Annotated in this window: 9 protein-coding genes; 5 read left to right on the forward strand and 4 right to left on the reverse strand. The window is 73.3% G+C overall.

The annotated features are described in order from the left end of the window. Positions 1 to 56 precede the first annotated feature (56 nt). Both AB5J54_RS31295 and AB5J54_RS31300 read right to left on the reverse strand, forming a co-directional pair. Positions 57 to 491: a hypothetical protein gene (locus tag AB5J54_RS31295; RefSeq protein WP_369147262.1), complete on the reverse strand. Its 435-nt coding sequence runs from the start codon at positions 489 to 491 to the stop codon at positions 57 to 59. Positions 492 to 560: 69 nt separating this feature from the next. Next, complete coding sequence (locus AB5J54_RS31300) at positions 561 to 1544, reverse strand: helix-turn-helix domain-containing protein (RefSeq protein WP_369147263.1); 984 nt, start codon at positions 1542 to 1544, stop codon at positions 561 to 563. Between the two features lie 232 nt (positions 1545 to 1776). Between AB5J54_RS31300 and AB5J54_RS31305 the strand changes: the two genes are divergently transcribed. The 4 genes from AB5J54_RS31305 to AB5J54_RS31320 all read left to right on the forward strand — a co-directional run bounded on the left by AB5J54_RS31305 (position 1777) and on the right by AB5J54_RS31320 (position 9405). Further along, the gene (locus tag AB5J54_RS31305; protein WP_369147264.1) at positions 1777 to 5544 is read left to right on the forward strand and encodes a S8 family serine peptidase; all 3768 of its coding nucleotides are present in this window, start codon (positions 1777 to 1779) and stop codon (positions 5542 to 5544) included. A gap of 123 nt (positions 5545 to 5667) precedes the next feature. Continuing rightward, entirely contained in the window at positions 5668 to 7143 is a 1476-nt protein-coding gene (locus AB5J54_RS31310; RefSeq protein ID WP_369147265.1) for a protein phosphatase 2C domain-containing protein, read from the forward strand. A gap of 27 nt (positions 7144 to 7170) precedes the next feature. After that, positions 7171 to 8913 carry a pyruvate dehydrogenase gene (locus AB5J54_RS31315; RefSeq protein WP_369147266.1) on the forward strand — a complete coding sequence of 581 codons (1743 nt, stop codon included), beginning with the start codon at positions 7171 to 7173 and terminating at the stop codon, positions 8911 to 8913. A gap of 87 nt (positions 8914 to 9000) precedes the next feature. Further along, positions 9001 to 9405: an ATP-binding protein gene (locus AB5J54_RS31320; protein WP_369147267.1), complete on the forward strand. Its 405-nt coding sequence runs from the start codon at positions 9001 to 9003 to the stop codon at positions 9403 to 9405. Positions 9406 to 9444: 39 nt separating this feature from the next. Here the strand turns inward: AB5J54_RS31320 and AB5J54_RS31325 are convergent, their stop codons facing one another. Next, on the reverse strand, positions 9445 to 10557 hold the full coding sequence (locus AB5J54_RS31325) for a DUF2637 domain-containing protein (protein ID WP_369147268.1): 1113 nt from the start codon (positions 10555 to 10557) through the stop codon (positions 9445 to 9447). A 204-nt stretch (positions 10558 to 10761) separates the two neighbouring features. Next, positions 10762 to 11628 (reverse strand): (2Fe-2S)-binding protein, encoded by an 867-nt coding sequence (locus tag AB5J54_RS31330; protein ID WP_369147269.1) that lies wholly within the window; start codon positions 11626 to 11628, stop codon positions 10762 to 10764. A 193-nt stretch (positions 11629 to 11821) separates the two neighbouring features. On the opposite strand from AB5J54_RS31330, the gene AB5J54_RS31335 reads away from it, so the two are divergent. Continuing rightward, on the forward strand, positions 11822 to 12613 hold the full coding sequence (locus AB5J54_RS31335; protein WP_369147270.1) for a GntR family transcriptional regulator: 792 nt from the start codon (positions 11822 to 11824) through the stop codon (positions 12611 to 12613). Positions 12614 to 12786 lie beyond the last annotated feature (173 nt).

Genomic DNA, 12786 nt, shown 5'->3' on the forward strand with positions numbered 1-12786 from the left:
GGATTCCCGCAGGTCGCGCGGGGCGTACGGGGTACGGGGTACGGGTACGCGAGCGGTCAGGGCGCCAGGGGCAGGGCGGCGGCCACGAGGTTCCGCTCCCTGCGGCTGATCAGCGGGAAGATCAGCTTGAGGGCGTGCTCGCTGTTCGGCGAGGAGAGGACGAAGGAGGAGTTCAGGATCCGTTCCTTGATGGCCGAGCGGAACAGGCCGTCGCGCGCGATCGTCATGGTGTGCTCGACCGGCTTCGCGAACACCGGATCGGCCCGGAAGACGAAGAGCCGGCGGTCGGTCATCGCCAGGTACATCGGGACCGGCGTCGGTATCACGGCCATCGCGCCACCGCTGAGGACGGCGGACGCCACGCCGAAGGCGGCGGTCCGGCGCACGGAGACCGTGTTCAGGCCGACGACGCACGTCACCTCGACCCGCTCACCGGGCTCCAGCATGGGGGTCACGGTGGCCAGCAGGGCGCGACGGCGTCGTCCGTTCATGGGGGCGGGAGCTCCTGAGGATGAGGGTGCAAGCGGAACCAGCCGCTCACCTTCCCATACCGTCCGAGATCAGCCGCGGGCGACCCAGCCCTTCTCGTACGCGTGCCAGCCGAGCTGCAGCCGGGTCGTCACCCCGGTCAGCTCCATCAGCCCCTTCACCCGCCGCTGCACGGTCCGCAGCCCCAGGTCCAGCTGCTTCGCCACGCTCGCGTCGGTCATCCCGGCGAGCAGCAGCGACAGGATCTCCAGGTCCATCACGTCCGGGCCCGGCGCCTCGTCCTCGGTGATCTGCGCGCCCGCCCCGAGCCGCAGCGGCAGGGCCTCCCGCCACACCGACTCGAAGAGGCCCATCAGCGATTCCAGGAGCCCGCTCGCGTGCACGACGATCGCCGCGGGCTCGGCGCCCCGCCCGGTCAGCGGCACCATGGCCAGGGACCGGTCGGCGACGACGAGCTTCGTGGGGACCCGGTCGGCGACGCGGACCTTCTCCTCCCGGCCGAGCGCCGCCGACAGTTCGAGCAGCCCGGTCGGGAGGCTGAGCACCTCGCGCTCCAGGACCACCCGGTAGCGGACGCCCCGGCCCGCCGCCTGTTCCTCCGCGTCGTTCTCCATCCCGGAGACCGCGATCGGCTTGCCCGTGACCAGGGCGCAGACCTCCTCCTGGGCGCCCAGCTGGAGCTGGAGGAAGCGGTGCGTCACGGCGCTCGCGCCGGTCACCACCTCCACCAGGTCGTGCACGGCCGCCTCCTCGGCCTCGGCCCGGTACTCCTCGGCGAGCAGCTTGGCCGCCAGCTCGGCCTGCTCCAGCTCGTGGCGCTGCTGGGTGAGGAGCGCGCCCAGCGCGACCCCGGGCGGCGCCGCGACCCAGCGGCCGGTGCGCGCCGAGGACTGGGCCGCGAGGCCCTGCGACTCCAGGCGGCGCAGCGCCCGCTCGGTGTCCTGCTCGGGCAGGGCGAGCCGGTGCGCGAGATCGGTGACCTCGGCCGCGCCCAGCGCGACCAGGGCGCGGTACGCGGACTCCTGGCGCTCGTCGAGACCTATCGCTCCCAGCATGGATGCCCCACCCCTCGCCGCACCTCCGGCCGGCGTCCCGGATCTTCCGGGGACGTTCACCGGAGGCATTCGTTCCGTTGGTGACCTGGCGGGAAACGGCCACGGCGTATTCCCGCCTCACCCATCATCCCTGCACCGCCCTCACCTCTGCCAATGTGGCGCCACCGCAGCACCAACAGCCTCCGGCGAAGGGTGATTTGTGCCCATTTTCCGGATTCAGATGGGGAGAGCGATGCGCCCGATTTCGCGTACGGCCCTGGGGGTGGCGACCGCCGTCGTCCTGGCCGTCACCGCGGTCGCGCCGTCCATGGCCGATGAGCCGAAGGACGACACGACCGGCAAGCGACCGCTGGTCGGCAGCGAGGCCGCGGCCCGCTCCGGCGACGGAGCCAGGACCGCCACGGTCACCCTGGTCACCGGCGACCGCGTCCTGGTCACCCGCGACGCCGAAGGCAACCCGGCGGCCACGGCCCTGCCCCGCGAGGACGGGACCGTCCCCCTGGTGCAGACCCGCCGCTCCGGCCAGGACCTGTACGTCTACCCCGAGGACGCCACCGCCGCGCTCGCCGCCGGACGCGTCGACGAGCAGCTCTTCAACGTCACGGGCCTGATCCGCCAGGGCTACGACGACTCCGCCACCACCACGCTGCCCCTCATCGCGGTCTACGGCTCCGACCTCGCCCGCTCCGTCCCCGCCGCCCCCCGCGGCGCCAGGCGCGGCAAGGTCCTCAAGGCCGTCGACGGCGTCGCGCTCACGGCCGAGAAGAAGCAGGCCGCCACCTTCTGGGCGGAGATCAGCGCCCCGAACGCCCGCTCCGCCTCCGGCCTGAAGAAGCTCTGGCTCGACCGCAAGGTCCAGGCCACCCTGGAGCAGTCGACGAAGCAGATCCACGCCCCCGAGGCCTGGGCCGCCGGCTACGACGGCAAGGGCACCAAGGTCGCCGTCCTCGACACCGGCGCCGACGCCGAGCACCCCGACCTCAAGGGCCGCATCGTCGCCTCGGAGAACTTCACCGACTCCGACACCACCGGCGACCACCAGGGCCACGGCACCCACACCATCTCCACCGTCGGCGGCTCCGGCGCCGCGAGCGACGGCAGGAAGAAGGGCGTCGCCCCCGGCGCCGACCTCCTCAACGGCAAGGTCCTCAACGACTCCGGCTCCGGCGCCGCCTCCTGGATCATCGCCGGCATGGAATGGGCCGTCGCCCAGGGCGCCGACGTCGTCTCCATGAGCCTCGGCAGCCCCGAACCCACCGACTGCACCGACCCGATGAGCGTCGCCGCCGAGGAACTCGCCCAGAACAAGGGCACGCTCTTCGTCATCGCCGCGGGCAACTCGGGCCCCACGCACAACACCGTCTCCTCGCCCGGCTGCGCGCCCGGCGTGCTCACCGTCGGCGCCACCGACCGCGACGACTCCACCGCCTGGTTCTCCAGCCGCGGCCCGACGATCGTGAACCACACCCTCAAGCCCGAGATCGCCGCGCCCGGCGTCGGCATCTCCGCCGCGGCGGCCGGCGGCCGGGGCGTGTACGCGTACCAGTCCATGTCCGGTACGTCGATGGCGACCCCGCACGTCGCGGGCGCCGCCGCCATCGTCAAGCAGCGCCACCCCGACTGGACCGCGCAGCAGATCAAGTCCGCGCTCGTCGCCTCCGCCGACAGCTCGGTCCCCGGCGACGTCCGCGAGGTCGGCGGCGGCCGCCTCGACGTCAAGGCCGCCGTCGACCAGACGGTCCTGAGCGCCCCCGCCGTCCAGGGCGGCACCTTCGACTGGCCGCAGGACAAGAGCGACCGCACCACGGTCTCCGTGCCGTACACCAACACCTCCGGCGCCCCGGTCACCCTCGACCTGGCCGTCGAGAAGGTCACCGGCAACGACGGCTCCGCCGTCCGGTCCTCGGTCGCCCGCCTCGGCAGGCGCACCGTCACCGTCCCCGCCGGCGCCACCGTCGAGGTCCCGCTCGACCTCGCCCCCGACGCCCGCCTGGAGCGCGCCCAGTACGGCGACGTCACCGGCCGCGTCGTCGCCACCGGCCCCGGCGGCATCCACGTCTCCACCCCGTTCTCGCTGTACGTGGAGCCCGAGACGGTCACCCTGCGCGTCAAGCTGATCGACCGTCACGGCAACCCGGCCTCCGGCGCCTCCTCCCTCGACGTCATCGGCACCGACACCGCCACCGGCGAGCGCCGCTTCAACGAAGGAGCCGCCGACCAGGTCTACCGCCTGCGCCCCGGCAGCTACTTCCTCTCCTCCTTCGTCACCACGCCCGACGCGGGCGAGGGCGCCACGCTGAACGACTCGCTCAGCTACCTCGGCCGCCCGCAGGTCGAGCTGAAGAAGGACACCACCGTCGTCCTCGACGCCCGCACGGCCCACCGGCTGTCGGTGAAGACCGACAAGCCCTCCGAACTCCGCGGCGCCACCCTCGCGTTCGCCCGGTCCTGGGACGACTTCTGGCTGCACGCCGGAACCGCCACCGGCCCGCGCACCCTCCGCGGCTACTACGCCTCGGTCGAAGGCCGTGCCGACGAGGGCGACTTCGAGTTCGGCAGCTACTGGCGGGCCGCCGCCCCGCAGATCACCTCGCTGACCACCGGCGACGGACTGGCCCTGCACCCGCTCACCGCCTCCCTCGGCTCCGACAACCTCGACGGCACCGGCTCCGCCCGCCTCGTCGACGCCGGAACCGGCACGCCGGACGAGCTCAAGGCCGCCGGAGTCCAGGGCCGCGTCGCCCTCGTCCGGCTCCCGGACGGCTCCACCGCCGCGGGCACCCTCGCCCGCAACGCCAAGGCCGCCGGCGCCGTCGCCGTCGTCACGTACCACTCGGCCCCCGGCCGCTGGTACCCCACCGGCGGCTTCACCGGCCTCGGTCTCCCCGTCCTCGCCGTCCCCTCCACGGAGGCGACCGCGCTCCTCGGCAGGCTCGCGGCGGGCGAGGTCACCCTCGCCTGGAACGCCACCGCGAAGAGCCCCTACCTCTACAACCTCGCCTTCCCCGAGACCGGCGCGATCCGTGACGACGAGGAGTACCGGGTCCACGACGCCCGCCTCGGCCGGACGGAATCGACCTACGGCTCGGCCGGCATCACCACCGACTTCACGGACTTCCCGGCCGCCTACCGCCCCAACGGCCTCGGCATCTCCTTCGGCTCCCTGGAGACCGTCCCCGCGCCCGGCACCCGCACCGAGTACTACTCCGCCGGTGACACCGCCTGGCAGCAGATGGTCAACAGCAGCTTCCCGTTCGGGGAGATCATGATGGGCGTCCGCCACGCGTACGCGCCCGGCGAGCGGCGCACCGAGAAGTGGTACGACGGCGTCATCGCCCCCACCGCGCCGCGCGACACCACCGGGAAGCCGGTCCTCGTCGCCGAGCGGCAGGGCAACCTCATCGGCTTCGCCGACGCCATGTGGGGCGACTCCACCCACCACGCCGAGCCCGGCTCCTTCGGCGACATCGGCAACGTGCGCCTGAGCCGTGACGGCGAGGTCCTCGGCGAGTCCGGCTGGCCGTTCGGCGTCTTCGAGGTACCGGCCGAAGCCGGGACGTACACGCTGGAACAGAACACCATGAAGATAGGCAGCAAGGTGTGGGCCCGCTCCACATCCGTCAACTCGGTGTGGAAATTCACCTCCAAGCTTGACGAGAGCGTCTATTCTCAGGGCATCCCGATTCTCTTCCCCCGGTACAACCTTCCGGTGGACGGACTGAAGACCCTCGCCGCGACCGACGGCCAGCACATCGGCCTCACCGCGACGGGTCACGCGGGCTACACCCCCGCAGCGCTCACCTCGGCGAAGCTCTCGTACTCCTACGACGGGGGCACGACCTGGACCGAAGCGCAGGTCTCCCAGCAGGGCGACGGCTGGACCGCGACCGTGAACCACGCGGGCGCGACCGGCAGGCAGGTCACCCTGAAGACCGAACTGACGGACGCCAACGGCAACTCCGTCACCCAGACCGTGGTCCGCGCTTACGACGTGCGCTGACCACGCCGGTCCGCCGGGCGTCCTTCCCGTGGGGGGTGGGGTCGCCCGGCGGACCACCCATTTGCAGCAACGGTTTTCCTGATGTCCCGTTTTCGGACGCCGTGCGCGGTGGACAATAAGGGCATGACTCAGCAGGGGGACAACTGGTGGGACAAGCTCTACGACGACGCGGAGCCGGACGCGGCACCGACGGCCTCGGGTGACACACTCGACGACCACTTCGACACGACACCGCGCGCGGTGCCGAGCCCGGTGACGGCGCAGGACCCCGTGCCGCAGGACCCCATGCCGCGGGACCCGCTGCCCCAGGTCCCGGTCCCGTACCACCCGGTCGCGTACGACCCGGTCGCGTACGACCCGGTGCCGCAGGTCCCGGCGACGCCCCCGCTCGCGCCGCCACCGGCCCCCGTGTCCGGACCCGCGCCCTGGGAGGCGCCCCGGGATCTCGGGCCGCGGACCTTCCCGGGCCCGCCCCCGCCCCCGGCCGCCCCTCCCGTCGAGACGCCCACCGTCCGGGTGCCCGTGCTCCGGGAACCGGACGCCCCCGAGGAGCCGCAGGCCGACACCGGGCCCGCCCACGACCCCGACCTCACCGTCGCGGTGTCCGTGCCCCGGCCCAGGACCGGCTTCGTCGGGAGCCGGCCGCCCACCTACGAGGCCGAGCCCACCGCGCTGCCCGTCGCCCGGCCCGGTGAGCTCGCCGAACTCGTCGCCGACACCGTCCTCGACGGCGCGCGCTACGGCACCTGCACCCTGCGCGCCGCCTCCGTACGCGGCGACTCCGCCCGCTACCGGGGCGAACCCCGGCGCGACGCCCTGCTCACCGCCCGCTTCGGCCACGACGAGACCGCGCTCGTCCTCGTCGCCGTCGCCGCCGGCTCCCGCGCCGCCGAGGGCGCCCACCTCGCCGCCGCCGACGCCTGCCAGTGGATCGCCGAGGCCGTCTGCCGCAGCCACGCCCGGCTCTCCGAGGACATCAGGTCCGGCCGCCGCGGCGACCTCAAGTCCGGACTGCACCGGCTCACCGACAGGACCTACGGCAAGCTGCGGGCCCGCGCCGCCGAGCGGGACCTCGCCCCCGACGAGTACACCGCGACGCTCCGCTGCCTCCTCGTCCCCGCCGACCCCGAATGCCGCACGCGCGTCTTCTTCGGCATCGGCGGCGGCGGGCTCTTCCGGCTCCGCGACGGCTCCTGGCAGGACCTCGAACCGCTCCTGCCCGAACCGGCCGCCGTCACCGGCGCCCCCGTCGTCGGCTTCGGCTCGCCGCCCCCGGTGCCGGAAGCCACCGAGGAGGGGGACAGGTTCACCATGGACCTCGGCATCACCACCGCCCCGCCGCTCATCGAGGAGCCCGTACCCCCGCCCGCCGAGCCCTTCCGCTTCCGCGCCTCCGTGGCCCGCGCCGGCGACACCCTCCTCCTCGCCTCGCCCGGCCTCGCCGAGCCGATGCGCGGCGAACCGGCCCTCGCCCACGAGCTCGCCGCCCGCTGGGCCGACGCCGAGCCGCCGGGCCTCGCCGCCTTCCTCGCCGACACCCAGCTGAGGGTGACGGGTTACGCCGACGACCGTACGGGGGTGGCCGTCTGGGAGGCGTAACCCGCCGGGCCGTGTGTTGATGGAGCCATGGCCAAACAGAACGTGGCGGAACAGTTCGTCGACATCCTCGTCCGCGCGGGCGTCCGGCGCCTCTACGGAGTGGTCGGCGACAGCCTCAACCCGGTCGTCGACGCGATCCGCCGCACCCGGGCGATCGACTGGATCCAGGTGCGGCACGAGGAGACCGCCGCCTTCGCCGCGGGCGCCGAGGCCCAGATCACCGGCAGCCTCGCCGCCTGCGCCGGCTCCTGCGGGCCCGGCAACCTCCACCTCATCAACGGCCTGTACGACGCCCACCGCTCGATGGCCCCGGTCCTCGCGCTCGCCTCGCACATCCCGTCCAGCGAGATCGGCCTCTCCTACTTCCAGGAGACCCACCCGGACCAGCTGTTCCGCGAGTGCAGCCACTACAGCGAACTCATCTCGAACCCGAAGCAGATGCCCCGGCTGCTCCACACGGCGATCCAGCACGCCGTCGGCGGCCGCGGCGTCAGCGTCGTCTCGCTGCCCGGCGACATCGCCTCCCAGCCGGCCCCCGAGAAGTCGGCGGAGACCGCGCTCGTCACCACCCGGCCCACCGTCCGTCCCGGGGACGCCGAGATCGACGCCCTCGTCCGGATGATCGACGAGGCCGACCGCGTGACGCTCTTCTGCGGCAGCGGCACGGCGGGGGCGCACCCCGAGGTGATGCAGTTCGCCGAGCGGATCAAATCACCGGTCGGCCACGCCCTGCGGGGCAAGGAGTGGATCCAGTACGACAATCCGTACGACGTCGGCATGAGCGGTCTGCTCGGGTACGGCGCCGCCTACGAGGCCACCCACGAGTGCGATCTGCTGATCCTGCTCGGCACCGACTTCCCGTACAACGCCTTCCTGCCCGACGACGTGACGATCGTGCAGGTGGACGTCCGGCCCGAGCATCTCGGCCGCCGCTCCCGGCTCGACCTGGCCGTCTGGGGCGACGTCCGCGAGACCCTGCGCTGTGTGATCCCGCGGGTCCGCGCCAAGACCGACCGCCGCTTCCTCGACAAGATGCTGAAGAAGCACGCCGACGCGCTGGAGGGCGTCGTCAAGGCGTACACCCGCAAGGTCGAGAAGCACGTCCCGGTGCACCCCGAGTACGTGGCCTCCGTCATCGACGAACTGGCCGACGACGACGCGGTCTTCACGGTCGACACCGGCATGTGCAACGTCTGGGCGGCCCGCTACCTCTCGCCCAACGGGCGGCGCAGGATCATCGGCTCGTTCAGCCACGGCTCCATGGCGAACGCCCTGCCGCAGGCGATCGGCGCCCAGTTCAGCGACCCGGGCCGCCAGGTCGTCTCGCTCTCCGGCGACGGCGGCTTCTCGATGCTGATGGGCGACTTCCTGACCCTCGTCCAGTACGACCTGCCCGTGAAGGTGATCGTCTTCAACAACTCCTCGCTCAGCATGGTCGAGCTGGAGATGCTGGTCGCCGGGCTCCCCTCGTACGGGACGACGAACAAGAACCCGGACTTCGCCGCGATCGCCCGCGCCGCCGGGGCCTACGGCGTGCGGGTCGAGAAGCCCAAGCAGCTCGCGGGCGCGCTCAAGGACGCCTTCAAGCACAAGGGACCCGCCCTGGTCGACGTCGTCACCGACCCCAACGCGCTCTCCATCCCGCCGAAGATCAGCGCCGACATGGTGACCGGCTTCGCGCTCTCCGCCAGCAAGATCGTCCTGGACGGGGGAGTGGGCCGGATGCTCCAGATGGCCCGATCCAACCTGCGCAACGTGCCCAGACCCTGACCGTCTGCCACCACCTCATGAATGCGGACGGTGACACGGGGCATGCATCCCCGTGAGCCTGTTCGACGCGACCTGTGGGTGGGGGATATGGCCGGGGAGGCACGACAGCCGACTCAACTGCTCAGAAAGGTGGGATGCGCGGATCTCACCGCGGTGCCGGAGGTGCGACATGCCCTGCGTGAACTGCTGCGGAAGTGGGGCGGACCGGGCGCCTCCGACGTGGCCGAACTGCTCACCAGCGAACTGGTGACGAACGCCCTGGTCCACACCGAGCACGGGGCCGTCGTGACCGCGACGGTCGTCCCCGAGCAGTTGAGGGTCGAGGTCCGGGACTTCGTGTCCGGACTGGAGCGGCCGCCCGTACCGCCCGCCGACGACGGTACGCACGGCCGGGGCCTCGTCCTCGTCCAGGCCCTCGCCGACTCCTGGGGGGTCGAGGACCACGGGGTGGGCAAGGTGGTCTGGTTCGAACTGAACGGCGGGGCCGCCTAGGGCTTGCCCTGTGCGGCCCCGCCGGATTTCCGTGATGCCTCAGCCGAACTGCTGCTCCAGATCCTTGAGCTTGCGCTCCAGGGAGTCGAGACGCGGCAGCGCCTGGGTGTCGTCCTCGGCGGTGAGGTCCACCGTCCGGGACTCGCCGGGGCGGGGCTCATCGCCCCTGACGGCTTGCAGGGAGGGCCGGGGTCGAAGCGGCAGCTGTCCGGGGTCCGCTATGGCGGGCTCCGCGACGGCCGCCTGCACGGCGGCCGTCACGGAGCCCGAACCACTGCCCGCACCCGGGCCCTGGCCGGTGCCGGAAGCGGCGCCCAGCGCCGCCATCTCGACCTGGCGTCCGCCGCCGCGGCCGAGCCCGAAGGCCCGGTGCTGACGGTTGATCGCCTTGAGTCTCGCCCGGTCCAGCTTGACCTGGTCGCGCCGGCGGAGCCTGTTCTGCTCCTTCTCCCGCCGGTCCTCGCGCACCTCGTCGACCGCCTCGTCCAGGGTCCGTACGCCCTCCAGGAGCATCAGCGACCAGGCCGCGAAGGTCTCCCGGGGCGCCCTCAGCCACCGCACGATCCGGATCTGCGGCAGCGGACGGGGCACCAGGCCCTGCTCGCGCAGCGCGGCCCTGCGGGTCTGCTTCAGCGCCCGGTCGAAGAGGACCGCCGCCGAGAGGGACATGCCCGCGAAGAAGTGCGGAGCCCCGTCGTGGCCCATGCCGCGCGGTGCGTGCACCCAGTTGAACCAGGCCGCCGCGCCCGCGAACAGCCAGACGAGCAGGCGCGAGCCGAGGGCCGCGTCGCCGTGGCTGGCCTCGCGGACCGCGAGCACCGAGCAGAACATGGCGGCGCCGTCGAGGCCGAAGGGGACGAGGTACTCCCAGCCCCCGGCGAGGTTCAGGTTCTGCCGGCCGAAGCCGACGAGGCCGTGGAAGGAGAGCGCCGCCGCGACGGCCGCGCAGAGGAAGAGCAGCCCGTACGAGGCGAATCCGTAGACGGCCTCCTTGCGTCTGCGACGCTCCTCGCTGCGTTCCCAGGAGTCGTCGGCCGCGGCCTGGTCACCGGCGCGCTTCCCGCGCGCGAGCACCGCCACCGCCGTCAGGACTCCGGCCACCATCACGCCACCCGGAAGCAGCCAGTCCAGCGATATGTCGGTCAGTCTCATGCGGTGTCCCTTGCATCGCAGTAGGGCGTTTGGCGGCCCATACTGGCCGACCTCGTGGGGCGCTCAAGGGGTTTCCGGGCAAGAGCACGCCATCGGGGTCACGGGGCATACGAATAGGTGCGATCTGGTCGAACGCACATACAGGGAAGGGGATTTGCGTTCGATTTACGCCACCCGGACGGGTGGCGTAATCCCTCCGGACCCTCAGGCGGTCGCGGTCAGCCGGCGGACCCGCTCGGCGTCACAGGTGCGGGGGCAGGTGAGGCAGGTGTCCTCGGGGCGCAGGGTGTAGAAGAAGCAGCAGGTGGCCCGGTCGCGGGTGGCGCGCGGCGCGCCGTCCGGCCCCTCGGACCCCGCGAGCTCGCGGAAGCCCGCCCCGCCCGCGTACGGCTTGTACGGCTTGGGGGTCCGCGGCAGGAGCAGTTCCAGCTCGGTCATCGCCCGCGGCTCCTCGCCGAGCAGGGCCGCGACGTACCAGAGGCCCTCGACGATCTCGTCCGTGGCCATTCCCCACAGGGCCCGGCGGCCGCGCCGCAGCCGGGGCCCGAAGCCGCCGAGGACGGCCTCGAAGTGCTCGGCGAGCGAGGCGCGCACCTCGGCCCGGAGCGCCTCCTCGTCGGCGACGACCCGGGCGCCGGGCAGGGCGGCCGCGGGGTCGTCCGGCAGGCAGGCGAACTCCTCCACGCGGACCGACAGACGGCCCAGCGCCCGCTGGAAGGCCACGTGGCGGACGGGCAGTCGGGGCACCCGGCGGTCCAGGAACCAGGGGACGGTGACGAGGAGACAGGCGGGCCAGGCGTACCGGTGCAGTCCGAATCCGGCGACGACGTCGGGGCGGGCCCGGGCGCCGTAGTCCCGCAGCACCTGTGCGTCGTCCCAGGCGAGGAAGGCGTCGAGGGCGGGGCCGCCGGCCGCGAGCTCCTCCGCGCCGACCCAGCCGGCTCCCCGCGGCAGCCGCTCGCCCCGGGAGGGCTCCTCTATCCGAAGGCCGGGGAAGACCTCGGCGAGCCGGGCGTAGGAGGCCGCGACGGGCGAGGTGAGGGGCGTGGGCAACAGGGCGGGGACGGTCATGCGGACCACCGAATCGCGAGCGTTGGCAGGTAAGCCTTACCTTACCCGATTCGGGGTGGCCTCTCACCACCGCAGACCCCCTCCCACCTGCGGGGCAGCCCGTATGCCCCGGATGTCGGTCCGTTCGCCTATGGTGCACAGGGGACCCGGGCGACGCGAGCCGGGCCCGGCACGAGGCCGCAGGAGGACCCGGGTGGAGCAGGGCGCAGCGCGCGAGCGGGCGACGGAGAGACCGTCCCCGCCCTTCGGTGACGCCGCGGGTCGTCCCGGCGCGTCCGTACGGGTGCCCGAGCAGGCACGCGGCACGGAAGGGGCGCGGGGTGAGCACACCCACGACGAGCCGGTGCCCCGCGGCCCCCGGACCGTGCAGCGGCACTCCGTCCGCGGCCAGGTCCTCGAAGCCCTCCGCACCGCCCTCGTCGGCGGCGAGCTCCGCCCCGGCGAGGTCTACTCGGCCCCCGCCCTCGCCGAGCGCTTCGGCGTCTCCGCCACCCCCGTCCGCGAGGCCATGCAGCGCCTCGCCGTCGAGGGCGCCGTCGAGGTCGTGCCGAACCGCGGCTTCCGCGTCACCGAGCGCACCCCCCGGGAGCTCGCCGAACTCGCCGAGGTCCGCGCGCTCATCGAGGTCCCCGTCATGCTGCGGCTCGCCCGCACGATCCCGGCCGCCCGCTGGGCCGAGCTCCGGCCGCTCGCCGAGGCGACCGCGGCCGCCGCGGCCCGGGGCGACCGCGCCCACTACGCCGAGGCCGACCGGGCCTTCCACCGGGCCGTCCTCTCCCTCGCGGGGAACGAGCAGCTGCTCGCCGTCGCCGACGACCTGCACCGCCGCTCCCAGTGGCCCCTGATCAGCGCCCCCGCCCTCCGGCACGGCGTCCTCGTCGCCGACGCGGCCGAGCACACGGCCCTGCTCGACGCCCTGATCGCCCAGGACCTGCCGGTCGTCCAGGCCCTGGTGCGCGAGCACTTCACCGGATCCGAGGCCTGAGCGGGTCCCGGAGCGGGGTGCGGAGAACGTCGCAGCGCGCGGGTCCCGGGACCCGCTCGGGCCTCCGGGCCGGTGCGGTGCTCTCCGAGCCGGTTCGGAGAGCAGTTCCCAGGACCGGGGTCGTGGCCGCCCCGGACGACTAAGGTCGAAGGCGTCAGCCGTCCGTACCGCGT

Source organism: Streptomyces sp. R44, from assembly GCF_041053105.1.
In the GTDB taxonomy this organism is placed as follows: domain Bacteria; phylum Actinomycetota; class Actinomycetes; order Streptomycetales; family Streptomycetaceae; genus Streptomyces.